The sequence below is a fragment of the Streptomyces sp. SID4985 genome, from assembly GCF_009863025.1.
Classification (GTDB): domain Bacteria; phylum Actinomycetota; class Actinomycetes; order Streptomycetales; family Streptomycetaceae; genus Streptomyces.
In genome coordinates this window covers 1-17,184 of sequence record NZ_WWIR01000551.1, presented here as the reverse complement: position 1 = coordinate 17,184, position 17,184 = coordinate 1, and the positions used below count along the sequence as shown (strand labels likewise).

17 protein-coding genes and 1 pseudogene are annotated in these 17,184 nt (G+C 73.4%); 9 read left to right on the top strand and 9 right to left on the bottom strand.

Translation table 11 applies throughout. The features are described 5' to 3' along the window. On the bottom strand, window positions 1–4,305 hold a 4,305-nt coding region (locus tag GTW40_RS23800; RefSeq protein WP_161182218.1), incomplete at its 3' end, for an ATP-dependent helicase. A 110-nt stretch (window positions 4,306–4,415) separates the two neighbouring features. Between GTW40_RS23800 and GTW40_RS23795 the strand changes: the two genes are divergently transcribed. The 3 genes from GTW40_RS23795 to GTW40_RS23785 all read left to right on the top strand — a co-directional run bounded on the left by GTW40_RS23795 (window position 4,416) and on the right by GTW40_RS23785 (window position 6,418). Beyond that, the gene (locus tag GTW40_RS23795) at window positions 4,416–5,255 is read left to right on the top strand and encodes an AraC family transcriptional regulator (protein WP_161182217.1); all 840 of its coding nucleotides are present in this window, start codon (window positions 4,416–4,418) and stop codon (window positions 5,253–5,255) included. Between the two features lie 81 nt (window positions 5,256–5,336). Continuing rightward, window positions 5,337–6,113 (top strand): AzlC family ABC transporter permease, encoded by a 777-nt coding sequence (locus GTW40_RS23790; RefSeq protein WP_343245771.1) that lies wholly within the window; start codon window positions 5,337–5,339, stop codon window positions 6,111–6,113. After that, window positions 6,110–6,418, top strand: a complete 309-nt coding sequence (locus GTW40_RS23785; protein ID WP_161182216.1) for an AzlD domain-containing protein — start codon at window positions 6,110–6,112, stop codon at window positions 6,416–6,418. Before GTW40_RS23790 ends, GTW40_RS23785 begins: the two co-directional genes overlap by 4 nt. Window positions 6,419–6,447: 29 nt before the next feature. Here GTW40_RS23785 and GTW40_RS23780 read toward each other — a convergent pair whose 3' ends face one another. Next, window positions 6,448–7,392: a hypothetical protein gene (locus GTW40_RS23780; protein WP_161182215.1), complete on the bottom strand. Its 945-nt coding sequence runs from the start codon at window positions 7,390–7,392 to the stop codon at window positions 6,448–6,450. Between the two features lie 79 nt (window positions 7,393–7,471). Here GTW40_RS23780 and GTW40_RS23775 point away from each other — a divergent pair, with 79 nt between their 5' ends. Beyond that, window positions 7,472–7,666: a DUF3046 domain-containing protein gene (locus GTW40_RS23775; RefSeq protein WP_161182214.1), complete on the top strand. Its 195-nt coding sequence runs from the start codon at window positions 7,472–7,474 to the stop codon at window positions 7,664–7,666. 290 nt (window positions 7,667–7,956) lie between these two features. Beyond that, the gene (locus tag GTW40_RS23770) at window positions 7,957–9,087 is read left to right on the top strand and encodes an AI-2E family transporter (RefSeq protein WP_161182219.1); all 1,131 of its coding nucleotides are present in this window, start codon (window positions 7,957–7,959) and stop codon (window positions 9,085–9,087) included. Between the two features lie 15 nt (window positions 9,088–9,102). Here the strand turns inward: GTW40_RS23770 and GTW40_RS23765 are convergent, their stop codons facing one another. The 3 genes from GTW40_RS23765 to GTW40_RS23755 form a co-directional block, all read right to left on the bottom strand. Then, window positions 9,103–9,858 carry a hypothetical protein gene (locus tag GTW40_RS23765; RefSeq protein WP_161182213.1) on the bottom strand — a complete coding sequence of 252 codons (756 nt, stop codon included), beginning with the start codon at window positions 9,856–9,858 and terminating at the stop codon, window positions 9,103–9,105. A 128-nt stretch (window positions 9,859–9,986) separates the two neighbouring features. Beyond that, a complete protein-coding gene (locus GTW40_RS23760; protein ID WP_202486329.1) occupies window positions 9,987–10,796 on the bottom strand; it encodes a helix-turn-helix transcriptional regulator in 810 nt (269 codons plus the stop codon). Between the two features lie 35 nt (window positions 10,797–10,831). Next, window positions 10,832–11,860, bottom strand: a complete 1,029-nt coding sequence (locus GTW40_RS23755; protein WP_161182211.1) for an aldehyde reductase — start codon at window positions 11,858–11,860, stop codon at window positions 10,832–10,834. Between the two features lie 176 nt (window positions 11,861–12,036). Here GTW40_RS23755 and GTW40_RS23750 point away from each other — a divergent pair, with 176 nt between their 5' ends. The 4 genes from GTW40_RS23750 (at window position 12,037) to recX (ending at window position 15,395) form a co-directional block, all read left to right on the top strand. Then, window positions 12,037–12,828 carry a thioesterase family protein gene (locus tag GTW40_RS23750; protein WP_161182210.1) on the top strand — a complete coding sequence of 264 codons (792 nt, stop codon included), beginning with the start codon at window positions 12,037–12,039 and terminating at the stop codon, window positions 12,826–12,828. Continuing rightward, on the top strand, window positions 12,825–13,124 hold the full coding sequence (locus tag GTW40_RS23745) for a hypothetical protein (protein WP_161182209.1): 300 nt from the start codon (window positions 12,825–12,827) through the stop codon (window positions 13,122–13,124). Before GTW40_RS23750 ends, GTW40_RS23745 begins: the two co-directional genes overlap by 4 nt. 243 nt (window positions 13,125–13,367) lie before the next feature. Further along, complete coding sequence (recA, locus tag GTW40_RS23740) at window positions 13,368–14,483, top strand: recombinase RecA (RefSeq protein WP_161182208.1); 1,116 nt, start codon at window positions 13,368–13,370, stop codon at window positions 14,481–14,483. Window positions 14,484–14,486: 3 nt separating this feature from the next. After that, window positions 14,487–15,395 (top strand): recombination regulator RecX, encoded by a 909-nt coding sequence (gene recX, locus GTW40_RS23735; RefSeq protein WP_161182207.1) that lies wholly within the window; start codon window positions 14,487–14,489, stop codon window positions 15,393–15,395. 49 nt (window positions 15,396–15,444) lie between these two features. Here recX and GTW40_RS23730 read toward each other — a convergent pair whose 3' ends face one another. The 4 genes and pseudogenes from GTW40_RS23730 to GTW40_RS23720 form a co-directional block, all read right to left on the bottom strand. After that, on the bottom strand, window positions 15,445–15,867 hold the full coding sequence (locus GTW40_RS23730) for a rhodanese-like domain-containing protein (RefSeq protein WP_161182206.1): 423 nt from the start codon (window positions 15,865–15,867) through the stop codon (window positions 15,445–15,447). After that, window positions 15,864–16,406, bottom strand: coding sequence for a cysteine dioxygenase (locus GTW40_RS23725; protein WP_161182205.1), 543 nt, complete (start codon window positions 16,404–16,406; stop codon window positions 15,864–15,866). Before GTW40_RS23725 ends, GTW40_RS23730 begins: the two co-directional genes overlap by 4 nt. A 68-nt stretch (window positions 16,407–16,474) precedes the next feature. Continuing rightward, entirely contained in the window at window positions 16,475–16,546 is a 72-nt protein-coding gene (locus GTW40_RS33760; RefSeq protein WP_317852217.1) for a putative leader peptide, read from the bottom strand. A gap of 111 nt (window positions 16,547–16,657) precedes the next feature. Further along, window positions 16,658–17,184, bottom strand: a pseudogene (locus tag GTW40_RS23720) (monooxygenase); the annotation flags it as partial.

Genomic DNA, 17,184 nt, shown 5'->3' with positions numbered 1-17,184 from the left:
CGGGAACGGTGGGGTGCCGGCGGGCAGCGCGAAGCCGTCCGGGGTCGCGGGCAGGGCCTCGCCGCGATCGCGCGCGTTGGACACCGCGCGGAGCCGGTCGACCGCGCCGTCCATCGCGAACTGGGCGGCGCCCAGGCCCTCGACCACGTAGCCGCGCCGGGCCTGGCCGCTGTCCTCGAAGGCGGACAGCACCCGGTACACCGCCGAGAAGCCGCCCTCGACTCCCTCCGCCGCGACCGCGCCCCGGGTCACCACGCCGTGCCGGTCCAGCAGCGCGCGGGCGCGTGCGTGGGCGCGCACGGTGGTGTCCTGCTCGGGCGCGGGCAGCAGGGACCAGCGGCCCCCTACCGTCGGCGGGCCCGTACGGGAGGCGGCGCGCGCGGCGGCGGTCAGGGAGCCGTACCGCCCGCGCGGGATGTTGCGCTTGGCGCGGTGGGCCGTCGAACCGGCCGTACGGCCCGAGCCGAGCAGCGAACGCATGGGCGCCAGCGTGTCGTTGGTGAGGCGGCCCGACCAGGCCAGGTCCCAGAGGGCGTCGGCCAGGTGGGCGTCGCTCGCCTCGGGGTGCGTGGTGGCGCGGACCTGGTCGGCGATCTGGCGGAAGAACAGGCCGTACCCGCCGGAGAGGGCGTCGAGCACCGACCGGTGGAGCGGGGTGAGTTCCAGCGGGGGCGGCGGAGGCAGGAGCAGCGGGGCGGTGTCGGCGAGGTAGAGGGAGACCCAGCCGTCCTTGCCGGGCAGGGCGCCCGCTCCGGACCAGACGACCTCTCCGGCGGCGGTGAGTTCGTCGAGCATCGCGGGGCTGTAGTCGGCCACGCGGGACGGCAGGACCAGCTTCTCCAGCGCGGAGGCGGGCACGGGAGCGCCCTGCAACTGCTCGACGGCGCGCACCAGTCCGTCGATGCCGCGCAGGGTGTGGCCCTTGCCGATGTGCTGCCACTGGGGCAGGAACTGGGCGAGCGCGGGCGGCGGGACCGGCTCCAGCTCCTGCCTCAGCGCGGCCAGCGAACGGCGGCGCAACCGGCGCAGCACCGTGGCGTCGCACCACTCCTGGCCGATGCCCGCCGGGTGGAACTCACCCTGTACGACACGGCTGCTCGCGGCGAGCCGCTGGAGTGCCCCCTCGGTGACCGCCACGCCCAGGCCGAAGCGGGCGGCGGCGGTGGTCGAGGTGAACGGGCCGTGGGTGCGCGCGTACCGCGCGAGGAGGTCGCCCAGGGGGTCCTTGACCGGCTCGGTGAAGGCCTCGGGGACCCCGACCGGCAGGGCGGTGCCGAGCGCGTCGCGCAGGCGGCCCGCGTCCTCGACGGCCGCCCAGTGCTCCCGGCCCGCGATACGGACCTTGATGGCGCGGCGGGTGGCGGCCAGCTCCGGCGCCCACTGCGGTTCGGCGCCGCGCTCCGCCAACTCCTCGTCGGTCAGCGGGCCGAGGAGGCGCAGCCGGTCCGCGACGCTCTCGACGTCCTTGATGCGGCGGTCCTCGGTGAGCCACTGGAGTTCGCGCTCCAGCTCCGTGAGCACCTCCGCGTCGAGCAGCTCGCGCAGCTCCGCCTGGCCGAGCAGCTCGGACAGCAGCCGGGAGTCCAGGGAGAGCGCGGCGGCCCTGCGCTCGGCGAGCGGGGAGTCGCCCTCGTAGAGGAACTGGGCGACGTAACCGAACAGCAGGGAGCGGGCGAACGGGGACGGCTCGGGGGTGGTGACCTCGACCATGCGGACCTTGCGGGACTCGAGGTCGCCCATCAGCTCGACCAGTCCCGGCACGTCGAACACGTCCTGGAGGCACTCGCGGATCGCCTCCAGGACGATCGGGAACGAGCCGAACTCGCTCGCCACCTCCAGCAGTTGGGCCGCGCGCTGACGCTGTTGCCAGAGCGGGGTGCGCTTGCCGGGGTTGCGGCGCGGCAACAACAGCGCGCGGGCGGCGCACTCGCGGAACCGGGAGGCGAACAGCGCGGAGCTGCCGACCTGTTCGGTGACGATCCGGTCGACCTCGGCCTTGTCGAAGGCGACGTCCGCCGCGCCGACCGGAGCCTGCTCGCTGTCGAACTCCGTCCCGGTGCGCACGGGTTCATGGTCGAGCAGGTCTAGGCCCATCAGGTCGGCGTCGGGCAGGCGGAGCACGATGCCGTCGTCGGCGTGCATGACCTGGGCGTCCATGCCGTACCGCTCGGAGAGACGGGCGCCGAGCGCCAGGGCCCAAGGAGCGTGCACCTGGGCTCCGAAGGGGGAGTGGATGACGACGCGCCAGTCGCCGAGTTCGTCGCGGAAACGCTCGACCACGATCGTGCGGTCGTCCGGGACGTGGCCGCAGGCTTCGCGCTGTTCGTCCAGGTAGGACAGGACGTTGTCCGCCGCCCAGGCGTCCAGGCCCGCCGTGAGCAGGCGCAGCCGGGCGTCCTCCTTGGACAGCGAGCCGACCTCGCGCAGGAACGCGCCCACCGCGCGGCCCAGTTCGAGCGGGCGGCCCAGCTGGTCGCCCTTCCAGAAGGGCAGCCTGCCCGGCACCCCGGGCGCGGGGGAGACCAGCACCCGGTCGCGGGTGATGTCCTCGATCCGCCAGGAGCTCGTGCCCAGGGTGAACACGTCGCCCACACGGGACTCGTAGACCATCTCCTCGTCCAGCTCGCCGACCCGGCCGCCGCCCTTCTTGGGGTCGGACCCGGCGAGGAACACCCCGAACAGGCCCCGGTCGGGGATCGTGCCGCCGGAGGTGACCGCGAGCCGCTGGGCGCCCGGACGGCCGCTGATCGTCCCGGCCACCCGGTCCCACACCACGCGCGGGCGCAGCTCCGCGAACGCGTCGGACGGATAGCGGCCCGCGAGCATGTCGAGGGTGGCCGTGAACGCCGACTCGGGCAGGGAGGCGAAGGGTGCGGCGCGGCGCACCATGGCGAGCAGGTCGTCGTACTGCCAGGTGTCCAGCGCCGTCATGGCGACGAGCTGCTGGGCCAGTACGTCCAGCGGGTTGGACGGCACCTTCAGGGACTCGATGCGCCCCGAGCGCATCCGCTCGGTGACCACCGCGGCCTGCACCAGGTCGCCGCGGTACTTCGGGAAGACCACGCCGGTGGAGACCGCGCCGACCTGGTGGCCCGCGCGGCCCACGCGCTGGAGGCCGGAGGCGACCGAGGGCGCGGACTCCACCTGGACGACGAGATCGACCGCGCCCATGTCGATGCCCAGCTCCAGGCTGGAGGTGGCGACCACGGCGGGCAGCCGGCCCGCCTTCAGGTCCTCCTCGACCAGGGCGCGCTGCTCCTTGGAGACCGAGCCGTGGTGCGCGCGGGCGATCACCGGGGGCGCGCCCTGGGCGGCGCCCGAGCCGCCCATCAGCTGGGCCGGGGCGTGGTGTTCGCCGAGCTTCTCGCCGGTGGCCCGCTCGTAGGCGATCTCGTTGAGCCGGTTGCACAGCCGCTCCGCCAGTCGGCGGGAGTTGGCGAAGACGATGGTCGAGCGGTGGGACTGCACCAGGTCAGCGATCCGCTCCTCCACATGGGGCCAGATCGACGGCTTCTCCGCGCCCTCGCCGCCGTCGGCCGCCGGGGAGCCGCCCAGCTCGCCCATGTCCTCGACCGGGACGACCACCGACAGGTCGAACTCCTTGCCGGACTCCGGCTGGACGATCTCCACCTTGCGGCCGGGCGACAGGAACCGGGCCACCTCGTCCACCGGACGGACGGTCGCGGACAGGCCGATGCGGCGGGCGGGCTTGGGCAGCAGTTCGTCCAGCCGCTCCAGGGTCAGCGCGAGATGCGCGCCGCGCTTGGTGCCCGCGACCGCGTGCACCTCGTCCAGGATCACGGTCTCGATGCCCGTCAGCGCGTCGCGCGCGGCGGACGTCAGCATCAGGAACAGCGACTCGGGGGTGGTGATCAGGATGTCCGGCGGGCGCGTGGTCAGCGCGCGGCGCTCGGCGGGCGGGGTGTCGCCGGAGCGGATGCCCACCTTGACCTCGGGCTCCGGCAGGCCGAGACGGACGGACTCCTGGCGGATACCGGTCAGGGGGCTGCGCAGATTGCGCTCCACGTCGACCGCGAGGGCCTTCAGCGGCGACACGTACAGCACCCGGCAGCGCTTCTTCGGGTCGGCCGGGGGCGGCGTGGAGGTCAGCCGGTCCAGGGCGGCGAGGAACGCGGCCAGCGTCTTGCCCGAGCCGGTCGGCGCGACCACCAGCGCGTCCGAGTCCTCCTGGATGGCCCGCCACGCGCCCTCCTGGGCCGCGGTGGGCGCGGAGAACGCCCCCGTGAACCAGCCGCGGGTCGCGGGGGAGAAGCCGTCGAGGGCCGAAGGGGCGGAGCTGACCATGCATCCATCCTGCACCCCGCCACTGACAATCCACCTGACCTGCGCAAACAGGACGCAAGCGGGCCTCGGCGGGCTGCGCGGAGCGGCGCCCGGTGGCGGACAATGGGCCCATGTCTTCAGGGGAGCGGGCACGGTCTTCGACGGAGCGGGCACGGCACTGGCGGTACGACGAACTGCCCGGTGTGGATCTGCTGCGCGCCCGCTACATCCGCAAGAGCTTCGTCCGGCACACCCACGAGCACTTCGTGATCGCGGCCATCGCGGACGGCGTCGAGGTCTTCCAGCACGGGGGCAGCGACGTGTCGGCGGGCGCGGGCGCCCTCGCGCTGGTCAACCCGGACACCCCGCACACCGGCCGGGCCGGCGTCCCCGAGGGCTGGCGGTACGGCGCGGTCTACCCCTCGCCCGAGGTGGTGGCCCGGATCGCCGCCGAGACGACCACGATCCGGGGCACCCCGGGCTTCGTCACGCCGGTGCTCGACGACCCGTACGCCGCCCGCCTGGTCCACCAGGTGCTGCGCGCCGTCGACGAGGGCAACGCGCTGGCCGCCGACACGCTGCTGAGCGTGGCCGTGACCCGACTGCTGCGGCTCAACGGCGGCCCGCTGCCCGAGCGGCGCCCCCGGAGTGCCGGGGCCTCCCTCGCCGCACGCGCGCGTGCCGTGCTCCAGGAGCGGATGGCCGCGCCGCCCACACTGGAACGCCTGGCCGCCGACCTCGGCACCAGCCCGTTCGCCCTGCTGCGCGCCTTCCGCGCCGCCTACGGGATGCCGCCGCACACCTGGCTGACCGACGCCCGGGTGCGCCGCGCGCGGCTCCTCCTGGACGGGGGGACCGCGCCCGCCGAGGCCGCCGTCGTCGTCGGCTTCACCGACCAGCCGCATCTGAACCGGCACTTCACCCGGATCGTGGGGGTGCCGCCGGGGGCGTACCGGCGGGAGCGGCACTAGAGACACGCGGCACCAGAGGCGGAGGCGTGGGCGCAAGAACGTACAAGACCCGCGCGCGCGAGCGGCCGTAACGTCCGGGGCGTGGCACAGCAACAGACAGCACTCGAGGACAGGGCCGCCCAGGGCGCGGCACGGCCGGACAGCGCCGTCGTACGGGACGCGCTCGGGGTGGGCGTCGCCGTCGGGCTCTCCGGATTCGCCTTCGGCGTCACCTCGGCCGGCAGCGGGCTCGGGCTGCTCCAGACCTGCGCGCTCAGCCTCCTGGTGTTCACCGGCGCCTCGCAGTTCGCGCTGGTCGGGGCGCTCGCCGCCGGGGGCAGCCCGTTCACGGCCGCCGCCGGGGCGTTCTTCCTGGGGGTGCGCAACGCGTTCTACGGACTGCGCCTCTCGCAGGTGCTCGCCCTTCCGCGCGCGCTCAGGCCGTTCGCCGCGCAGTGGGTGATCGACGAGACCACCGCCGTCACCCTGGCCCAGCGCGACCGCCATGGCGCGCGGCTCGGCTTCACCGTCACCGGGCTCAGCCTGTACGTGCTGTGGAACCTGACCACGCTGCTCGGCGCGCTCGGCGCCCGCGCCATCGGGGACACAGACGCCTGGGGCCTGGACGCGGCCGGACCCGCCGTCTTCCTGGCGCTGCTCGCGCCCATGCTGCGCACCACCACCGAGCGCGCGGTCGCGGGCCTCGCGGTCCTGCTCGGCCTCGGCCTGCTGCCCGTGCTGCCCGCCGGTGTGCCGGTCCTGGTGGCGGCGCTCGCCGCACCGCTCGCCCTGCTCGCGGAGCGCCGTTTCACCGGCCGCGGCGGCGACGGCATACCCGACCCGGCTCCGCTGCCGGGCGACTCCGAGGAGGACCGTTGAACACCTGGATCGCGATCGGCGCGACCGCCGTCGGCTGCTACGCCGTCAAGCTCGCCGGACTGCTCGTCCCCGCCGGAGCCATGGAACGGCCCCTGGTACGGCGCCTCGCCGCCCTGCTCCCGGTCGCCCTCCTGGCCGCGCTGACGGCCCAGCAGACCTTCGCCGACGGCCACGCGCTCGTCCTGGACGCCCGCGCGGCCGGTGTCGCGGCGGCCGCCGTCGCCCTGGTGCTGCGCGCGCCGTTCCTGGTGGTGGTCGGTGTGGCCGTGGCGGTGACGGCGGGGGTGCGGATGCTGGGGGCGTGACTCGATCCCGTGAGAGTGGGCCGGTGCGTTCATCCCACGTAGCGGCCGTACGCCCTCAGGGTGCGCAGCGCCTCGATCGTCACGGCCGGGCGTGCCTCCAGGGCCGGTGCCGGTGCCCACTGGTGCCGGCGGACCGGCCAGCCGCCGTCCTCCCGCTGCTCGGCGGCAAGGAAGTCCAGCGAGCGGGACATCTCCTCGTCCGTGAACCACGCGCGCGCGAGTGAGCCCGGGGTGCGTGCGAAGTCGTGCGGGAAGTGGTGCTCGTCCGGGGCGTAGCCCGTGGCGACCGGGTACGCGTCGAGGCGGTCCGGCTCCAGCGCCGCGAGCCGCTGCTCGCGCACCAGGCGCCCGAGCCGGTCGGCGGCCGCCTGCGCGCGCGGGCGGTCGGGCGCCGAGTCCAGGAAGGCCACGGCCGCGTGTACCTCGTACGGGTGGGACTTCTCCAGCGACTCCAACGCCTCCCAGCAGAAGTCGGTGGCCCGGAACAGCCACGCGTGCCACACCTCGTTGCGGTGCAGCAGACCCACCACGGGCCCGGTCGCGAGCAGCTCGCTCGGCGGATCGTCCACGACCGGCGCGAACGGCGCCGCCGGATAACCGCGCTGAGCGGGATCGACGGCGGGCAACGCGCCGTCCATGGTGGACACCGAGGTCAGATAGCGGCACAGCCGCTCCACCCGCTGCCCTCCGCAGCGACCGACCGCGTCCAGCACGTGCAGCGCGCGGGCGGTGTGCAGCGGCTGGCTCACCGGGCCGCGCAGATCGGGTTCGAGGGCGTGGCCGTAGCCGCCGTCGTCGTTGCGATAGGCGTCCAGCGCGGCCTCCACCGGGTCGGCGGCGCCGTTCAGGAAGTGGAACGCGAAGAGCCGCTGCTCCAGTACGCGCGCGGTGAGCCAGACGAACTGCTCGGCGCGGAAGAGCGGGGAGTGCGCCGGGGGCACAGGGGGGCGTGGGGTAGCTCCTGAGTCGGACATGGATCAGACCGTAGGGCGCGACGCGGTCCTTGTGGACGGTCCCGGACAGGCGCACCCCCGAGGGCGGGATACTGGAGTCATGCGGTTGACGGTCTTCTGGCAGCGGATGGCGGAACACTTCGGCACGGCGTATGCCGAGATGTTCGCGCGTGACCACGTCATGTCCGAACTGGGTGGACGCACGGTGAACGAGGCACTGGACGCGGGCTGGGCCGCCAAGGACGTGTGGCGGGTGGTCTGCTCGGTCATGGATGTGCCGGGCGAGCGGCGCTGAGTTCCGCGCACCCGCGGTGACCAGCCACATCGGCCGAAAGACGCCCCCGAAATACGCGGATCGTCCGGCGGCGGTGGCCGTCCGTCGGCGTATGTGTCCACGGTCATAGGCCGAGCGGGTCCCGAGCGGCGTCGGCTGTCGGCGGCGTGGGCGAGACTTGCCCCGTGGCACCTACTGACGACCTCGACGACCGGCCCACGGCATCCCCGTCCGGGCCCACGGCGCCCCCGGCCGAGCCGGTGGCGCCCGCCGTGGCGCCCGCCGACGGCACCACCCTGCGCAACGCCCGGATGCCGCGCTGGCTGCCGCGCGCCATGGTGCTCGCGCTCGCGCTCATCGCCACGTTCCAGTTCGGCAGCTGGGCCTTCCACCAGCTGACCGGGCTGCTGATCAACATCCTGATCGCGTTCTTCCTGTCGCTGGCCATCGAGCCGGCCGTCAGCCGGATGTCCGCGCGCGGGATGCGCCGGGGACTCGCCACCTTCCTGGTCTTCCTCGGCCTCGCGGTCGTCACGGCGGGCTTCGTCACCCTGCTCGGCTCGATGCTGGCCGGACAGATCATCAAGATGATCGAGGGATTCCCGGAGTACCTGGACTCGCTGATCAACTGGATCAACCAGACCTTCCACACGCAACTCAAACGAGTGGACGTGCAGGAGGGGCTGCTGCACTCCGACTGGCTGCGCAAGTACGCGCAGAACAGCGCGGCCGGTGTCCTCGACGTGTCCGCCCAGGTGCTCGGCGGCCTCTTCCAGCTCCTCACCGTCGGGCTGTTCTCGTTCTACTTCGCCGCCGACGGACCCCGGCTGCGGCGCGGCCTCTGTTCGGTCCTGCCGCCCGCGCGCCAGGCCGAGGTGCTGCGCGCCTGGGAGATCGCGGTCGACAAGACCGGCGGCTACATCTATTCGCGCGGCCTCATGGCGCTCATCTCGGGCGCCGCGCACTACGTCCTGCTCCAGGCCCTCGGCGTGCCGTACGCGCCCGTGCTCGGCGTCTGGGTGGGCCTGGTCTCGCAGTTCATCCCGACCATCGGCACCTACCTCGCGGGCGCGCTGCCGATGCTGATCGCGTTCACCGTGGCGCCCTGGTACGCGGTGTGGGTGCTGGTCTTCGTCGTGGTCTACCAGCAGTTCGAGAACTACATGCTCCAGCCCAAGCTGACCTCCAAGACCGTCGACATCCACCCGGCGGTCGCCTTCGGCTCGGTCATCGCGGGCACCGCCCTGCTCGGCGCGGTCGGCGCCCTGATCGCCATCCCGGCGGTCGCCACGCTCCAGGCGTTCCTCGGCGCGTACGTGAAGCGGTACAAGGTCACGGACGACCCGCGCGTCCAGGGACACCGCCTGCGGGCGAACAGGCCCGGGGCGCTGCCCCGCCTTCTGTGGGCGCGCGAGCGGCGGACGGAGGAGGGGGCGTCCTGACGTGAGCGGTTCGTCTCAGTACGTCAGCACGGCCCACACCATGGTCCCGGCGACCGCCGCCGCATAGCAGCCGGTGGCCGCCGCCACGATCCGCCACCGGGTCCGTGCGCTCGCGGCGGTGCGGGACAGCAGCCAGGCGAGCAGCGGCAGTACCAGTACGGCGTGCAGGCTCACCCCGTGCAGCGGCTTGAGTGGCGCCGTCGAGTGATAGGCGGCCTCCTGGTGGCCTGTGCGGGTGAGGACGACCCCGCGCGCGATCATGGCCGCGCCCGAGACCAGCGCCACCAGCAGGATCGCGAACCCGGAGCGCACCGCGAGCGCCATCCCGGCGGGCCCGTCGGGCCGGTGCCGGAAGGACGCGACGGCGAAGGCGGCGAGCACCACCACCAGGACGCCGCCCCCGACCGCGAGCACCATGGAGACGCCCGTGTCGAACGGCGTCTCCATGTTCAGATGCGAGGGCACCCGCCGCCACGCCTGGAGCGTGATGCCGCCGACCTCCACCACACAGTCGGCGGCGAACACGGCGAGCAGCACCACGCGCGTGCGCGCGCCGAGACGCACGTACGACGTGACCCAGACGACCGCCATGAGGGTCACCCCGAAGGACAGCCCGAACGTGACCGGCTTGCGCCAGGAGACCGGGCCGTCCCACGGGCCGCCGTCGACCGCGAACACCACCAGGTGGACGAGACCGGAGAGCACGAGCAGCAGACCGGTCGCATGGCAGAGGCGTTCTACGGCGTGCCGGACGGCGCGTGGATTCTTCATGCGCCCAGGCTTCCGGCGGCGCCCGGCGCGGTCGTCGTACGGCCGGAGGCAGCTGCCGTACGACACCGGGAGCAGGGGCGGGGTCCGGGGCGGGCCCAGGGGTGGCTCAGAGGCGACTCAGAGGCGGCTCAGCCGTCGGCGAGCAGGCGCAGGCGGTCGGCGGAGGGCGAGCCCGGGTCGGCGTGGTAGACCACGATCAGCTGGCGGGCCTGCGGGCGGAGCAGCTTCTCGTAGCGCAGCTCCAGCTCGCCGACGACCGGGTGGCGCAGCAGCGTGTGACCGGTGTCGCGGCGGCGGACCTCGCGGCGCGCCCACAGGTCGGCGAACCGCTCGCTGGTGTGGGTGAGTTCGCCGATGGTCTCCAGGAGGTCGGGATCGGGGTCCTCCACGTCGAGCATGGCGCGCAGACCGGAGACGGCCTTGGCGGTCATCTCGTCCCACCGCGGGTACAGCGCGCGCATGGCCGGTTCGAGGAAGGCGGCGCGCAGCGGGTCGGACCCCACCGCGAAGAAGGGGCACAGCAGCACCGCCAGGCGGTTCGCCGCGACCACCCGGCCACCGGCGCCCTGGGCGTAGGCGGGGGTGTCCGGCCAGCTGTCCAGGAGCGACTGCGGAGCGTCCTCTCCGGCACGCGCACGCGCACGCGGGCGTCGGCGCCCGGGCGTGGGCGCCGTACGGGCGAGGCGGTGGAGGTAGGCGATTGCGTCCTCGTCGAGCCGCAGCGCGGCGGCGAGCCCGGCGAGGATCTGGTCGGAGGGGTTGAGATTGCGGCCCTGCTCCAGGCGCAGGTAGTACTCGGGGCTGATCCCGGCGAGCTGGGCGACCTCCTCGCGGCGCAGCCCGGGCACCCGGCGGCGGCTGCCCGCGGGCAGGCCCGCCTCCGCCGGGCCGATCCGGGCGCGCCGGGCCCGCAGGAACTCGCCCAGGGTGTCTGCCATGTCGTGCGTCACGCCTTCGAAGCTAGCCGCTCGCTTCAGTCGTTCAGCAGACCGAGGCGGACCAGGCTCTCGCCGGTGGCCACGACGGCCTCCTCGTTCGAGCGCGGGGACCAGCCCAGCTCCTCGCGGGTCTTGGCGTTGGAGGCCCGGCGTACGACGCCCAGTTGCGGCACCGTCTCGCGCAGCGCCGGGCGGACCGTGGCGAGCAGTCGCAGCAGCCAGGCCGGGGCGGTGGCGGTGGGAGCGCGGTCGGCGGCCGGTCCGAGCCCGGCACGCAGCGCGGCGGCCATCCCGTGGAACGAGACCGGCTCGCCCGCGAGTGCGAGATAGCGCTGCCCCGCGGCCTTCGGGGCCGTCATGGCGCGCACATGGAGATCGGCCACGTCCCGTACGTCGACCGTGTTGGTCCACAGAGGCGGCGCCACGCGCATGTGTCCGGTCAGCATGGCGTGGACGATCCGGATGGAGGCCGCGTAGTCCGGGCCCAGCACCGGCCCGAAGATCCCCACCGGGTTGATCACGGTCAGCTCGAGTCCGCCGCCCTCACGGTCGACGAAGTCCCAGGCGGCCCGTTCCGCGATCGTCTTGGACTTGACGTACGGGGTGACGTCCGCGCCGGCGGGGTCCGTCCAGTCGTCCTCGGTGAACACGCGCGCGGTACGGCCGTGTCCGTAACCCACCGCCGCGAACGACGAGGTCAGCACGGTACGCCGGACACCGGCGTCGCGTGCGGCGCGCAGGACGCGCAGCGCTCCTCCGCGCGCCGGGACGATCACCTCGTCCTCGTCGCGCGGCTGGGCCGCGGGGAAGGGCGACGCCAGATGCAGCACGTATTCGGCGCCCGCCACGGCCCGGTCCCAGCCCTCGTCCGAGCCGAGGTCCGCCACCACGCACCGCACCCCGTCCCGCCCCGGCGCCCCGGCCGCGGCGAGCATCCGGCCGACCTCGGCCTCCCGGCCCGGGGAACGGACGGTGGTGGTGACGGTGTGCCCGGCCGTCAGGAGCCGGGCGATCGTGTGAGCACCGAGGAATCCGGTGCCGCCGGTGACGAGTACGTGTGCCATGGCTTCAGGGTGGCGGGGGTCGGCCGTGGGCTCCAGATCCCGTGGATACCAGTACTGGCGGGGACAGGTTCCGGGGGCCGGGATGGGGCGCTGGTGAGGGCCCGCGTGCTGCCTCAAGATCCCGTACTGGCACGCTGGCCCTGCCCGATCCGCCCGGCTGAGAGGTGAGTGCCTTCGTGAGCACCGGCAGCTACTACGAGCCCATCGACGAGCACTGCTACAAGCCCACCCCGCACGCCAGTGGCGCCTGGAGCACCGACGAACAGCACTTCAGCCCGCTGGGCGGTCTCGTCGTCCACGCCATCGACCGCCATCTGGCCGGGCGGCCGGACAGCGGTCTGGTGCCGTCGCGGATCAGCTTCGACATCCTCGGGCGCCTTGCCCTCGACGAGTGTGAGATCAGGGTGGAGGTCGTCCGGCCGGGCCGCACGATCGAACTGGCCGAGGCCGTCGTGCTGATCGCGGGGCGCCCCGTCGTGCGCGGCCGCGTGTGGTTCCTGGCGGCCGGTGACACGGCGGCGGTGGCCGGGGGCGCGCCCGAACCGCTCACCCCGCCCGACGCGCTCGCGCCCTGGCCGATGGCCTCCCTCTGGCCGGGCGGCTACATCGCCTCCTTGGACGTGCGTCCGGTCGCGCCCCCGCGCCCGGGCCGTGCGACCGTCTGGATCAGGAGTGGGCTCGACCTCGTCGCCGGTCAACCCGCCAGCCCCCTGGCCTCCTACGTCGCCCTCGTGGACACGGCCAACGGCATCGCCGTCCGTCAGCCGCCCACCGAGTGGATGTTCCCCAACGTCGACCTGACGCTCCACCTCCACCGCCGCCCCGAGGGCCCTTGGACCGGCCTCGACACCTCGGTGATCTTCGGCCCGACGGGCCAGGGCGTCACCAGCACGATCCTGCACGACATCCACGGCCCGGTCGGTCAGGCCCAGCAGATGCTGACGGTCCGGCAGATGGGGAAGTCATGACGGTGAGGAGCTGGCAGCTCAAGCGGGGGGACGCGCTCATCGGAACGCTGACGCTCGAAGGCGTCGACGTGTTCTGGACCGACTGCCGCTTCCGGCCCGGTCCCGCCTGGGAAGTCGTTCGCCCGCTGTTCGAGGCGTCGGAGGACGCCTGGGAGTGTGATGACGAAGACGCCGCCCTGGCCGCCGAGGAGGCGATCTACGATGCGGGGCTCGTGCTGGTCCCCGGGGACGGAGAGGATCCGATGACGGACTTCCTGCTCCGCGTCTCCGGCGAGACGGCGCGCTTTCGGGCCTAGCGAGGGGTCGCACCGGGCCCGCTCGGCGGCACGGCTCCCATCCTGGGAGGCGCTTGACACAGAAATCGAACATCCATTCTGATGGAAGCTCGGGCGAGGCTTCTGGCGGGTGTTTCGTGGTGGTTCAGGTAGAAACGTCCCCCAGTTATCCACAGGCCGGACCGACGTCGGGGCGCATTGTCAGTGGCAGGCGTTAGCGTCTTTGACGTGAAGCGATCGACTCAAGCAAACCGGGTGGAACCCATGGCAGGAACCGACCGCGAGAAGGCGCTCGACGCCGCGCTCGCACAGATTGAACGACAATTCGGCAAGGGCGCTGTCATGCGCATGGGCGAGCGGTCGATGGAGCCCATCGAGGTCATCCCCACCGGGTCGACCGCTCTCGACGTCGCCCTCGGCGTCGGCGGCCTGCCGCGCGGCCGTGTCGTGGAGATCTACGGCCCCGAGTCCTCCGGCAAGACGACCCTGACCCTGCACGCCGTGGCCAATGCCCAGAAGGCCGGCGGCCAGGTCGCCTTCATCGACGCGGAGCACGCCCTCGACCCCGAGTACGCGAAGAAGCTCGGCGTCGACATCGACAACCTGATCCTCTCCCAGCCCGACAACGGCGAGCAGGCGCTCGAGATCGTGGACATGCTGGTCCGCTCCGGCGCCCTCGACCTCATCGTCATCGACTCCGTCGCCGCGCTCGTCCCGCGCGCGGAGATCGAGGGCGAGATGGGTGACAGCCACGTCGGTCTCCAGGCCCGTCTGATGAGCCAGGCGCTCCGGAAGATCACCAGCGCGCTCAACCAGTCCAAGACCACCGCGATCTTCATCAACCAGCTCCGCGAGAAGATCGGCGTCATGTTCGGCTCGCCGGAGACCACGACCGGTGGCCGCGCGCTGAAGTTCTACGCCTCGGTGCGTATCGACATCCGCCGCATCGAGACCCTGAAGGACGGCACGGACGCGGTCGGCAACCGCACCCGCTGCAAGGTCGTCAAGAACAAGGTCGCGCCGCCCTTCAAGCAGGCCGAGTTCGACATCCTCTACGGCCAGGGCATCAGCCGCGAGGGCGGTCTGATCGACATGGGCGTGGAGCACGGCTTCGTGCGCAAGGCCGGTGCCTGGTACACGTACGAGGGCGACCAGCTCGGCCAGGGCAAGGAGAACGCGCGCAACTTCCTCAAGGACAACCCCGACCTGGCGAACGAGATCGAGAAGAAGATCAAGGAGAAGCTGGGCGTCGGCGTCCGTCCCCAGGAGCCCGCTGCCGAGCCCGGCGCGGACGCGGCGGTCACCCCCGCGGCCGCCGAGACCAAGGCGACCCCGGCGGCCAAGGCCACCAAGCCCAAGGCCGCCGCAGCCAAGAGCTGACCCATGACACGCCGAACCGACTGGGCCGAGCACGAGTACGCCTCTCCCGGTGCCCCACGGGGGAGGGGCATCGGGGGCGACTCCGCCTCCGTCGCGGCCGGTGACTACCTGGGGTACGGGGACGAGGCGTACGGGGGACGTGGTCACCGGACCGGTGACCACGCGTACGGGGACCACGGGGCCCATGGTCACGGGGGCCATGGGGACGACGGGTACGACGACGGGCGCGGTGGGTACGGCGACGGGTCGTACGACCGGCCCGGCCAGGACGGCCCGGAGCCGCCCGACGACCGCCGCGGTCCCGCCGAACGGCGACGGCGTGGCCGACGGCGCCGGTTCGGGGATCCGGGCGGTGAGACCGAGGGCTCCCTCACCTCGTCGAGGGCCGAGCGGGGGGAGTCCTCGGCGTCGGCGGACCCGGCGGAGCGGGCGCGGAACATCTGTCTGCGCCTGCTCACCGGTACGCCGCGCACCCGCAAGCAGCTCGCGGACGCCCTGCGCAAGCGGGAGATCCCCGACGAGGTGGCCGAGGAGGTGCTGTCGCGGTTCGAGGAGGTCGGACTGATCAACGACAGCGCCTTCGCGGACGCCTGGGTGGAGTCACGGCACCACGGCCGGGGTCTCGCCCGCCGCGCACTCGCCCGTGAACTGCGCACCAAGGGCGTCGACTCGGCGCTGATCGACGAGGCCGTGGGGCAGCTCGACTCCGAGCAGGAGGAGGCGACCGCCCGCGACCTGGTGGACCGCAAGCTGCGGTCGACCAGGGGCCTCGACCGCGACAAGCGGCTCCGCCGCCTGGCCGGGATGCTCGCCCGCAAGGGCTATCCCGAGGGCATGGCCCTCCGCGTCGTCCGCCAGGCGCTGGAGGAGGAGGGGGAGGACACGGAGTTCCTGGAGGACGGGGGCTACTGACCCCGGAAGGCAAGGGCGCCCGCACCCGTCCCGGTGCCCCACCCCGCCCTCAGCCCTCCGCCGACTCCACCGGCAGCCCCGCCGCACGCCACGCCTGGAAGCCGCCCACCACGTCCGTCGCCCGGTGCAGTCCGAGCTGGTGGAGGGAGACGGCGGCCAGGCTGGAGGCGTAGCCCTCGTTGCAGAGGACCAGCACGCGCACGTCATGGCCGGTGGCCTCGGGGACGCGGTGGCTGCCCTGCGGATCGAGCCGCCACTCCAGTTCGTTGCGCTCGATGACGAGGGCGCCCGGGATCAGTCCGTCCCGCTCGCGCAGCGCCGCGTACCGGATGTCGACCAGCAGGCCGTCACCGTCGCGCGCCGCCCCGTACGCCTCGCGGGCCTCCACGCGCCGGTAGCCGTCGCGCACCCGCTCCAGCAACTCGTCGATGCCGAGGGGCTGTTCGCCCTGGCCGGGACGGCTGTCGCTCACTGCCAGTCCTCCGGGAGTTCCACCTGCTCCAGGCGCAGTACCTGGCCGGTGCGACTGTAGCGGCGGATGCGCGGCAGCGGCGGGTAGTAGGCGTGGACGGAGACGGCGTGGCGGTCGGGGGATTCGTTGAGCACCTCGTGCACATGGTGGCGGCCGAAGGCGCGGCCCTGTCCCGCCGTCAGTCGCCGTTCGCGGTCGACGCCGTCGGTGAGTTCGAGGGTCCGCCAGCCGTCGGTGGGGAGCCGGGCGGCCAGCGCGTTCTCCTTCAGCTCGCCCGAGGCGGTGAGGAAGGCGCCCACGGAGTCGGCGTGGTCGTGCCAGCCCGTGCCGGTGCCGGGCGGCCAGCCGATCAGCCAGGCCTCGCTGCCGCCGGGGCCGGTCAGCCGTACCCAGGTGCGGCCCTCGGGGTCGAGCGGGAGCGAGGCGATCAGTTCCGTGTCGGCGGCCGTACGCCGCACGAAGTCGAGCAGTTCCCCCTGCGTGGGAGCCGGAACGGCCGGGGACGGGAGGGGAGAAGAGGACACGGGAGAGACAGACACGTGCACCGTCCTGAGAAGGGTTCGCCGAACGGGCGCACGACGGCGCCCGGAAGAAGGGGGATGCGAATTCAGCAGGACGGACGACACATGCAGCCCGCGTAGCGGACGAGGTCCATATGGACCCTCCGCCACAGGCGCACACAGGTGTCGGTCACGATTCGGAGTACAGCACGCGCCGCACCCCGAATCAATCCATGGTCACCATGTGGACAGGGCGAAAAGACGTGACGCCGGAGCACTCCGGCGCACCGTCAGCGCGCGCCGGAACCCGCCTGCGCCTCCTCCTTCACCGCGTCCGCCGGCCGTTCGGCGCCCCCGAGCGTCGCCTCCGCCGCCGCGTACAGGTCGGCCGGGCGGACGCCGCTCAGGGCGGTGACCAGATGGCCGTCCGGACGGACGAGCAGGACGCTGTGCGCGGGGGCGCCCGGGTACTCCTCGGCGACGAGCAGTTCGGCCCGGTGCGGCAGCGCGGTCACGGCGGCCGCGAGCCGCGGCATCACCCCGGCCGACATCCAGTGCTTGCGGTCCCACACCCCCGTGCCCGGAGCGATCAGGACGACCAGCAGCGCGCCCCGGCCGAGCCGGTCGCGCAGCCGGACGAAGGACCCGTCCTCCGCCGTGACCCGCACATCGGTGACCGCGGCGCCGGGCTCGGTGCCGACCGGGATCTCGCCCTCCAGATACCGGGGTGCGAGCGGCGAGGCGGTGTACGCCCCCGGCTCGCCGAGTGCGCCCCTGCCCAGGTGGCCGTCGGCCAGCAGCGCGTCCTGGCCGCGGG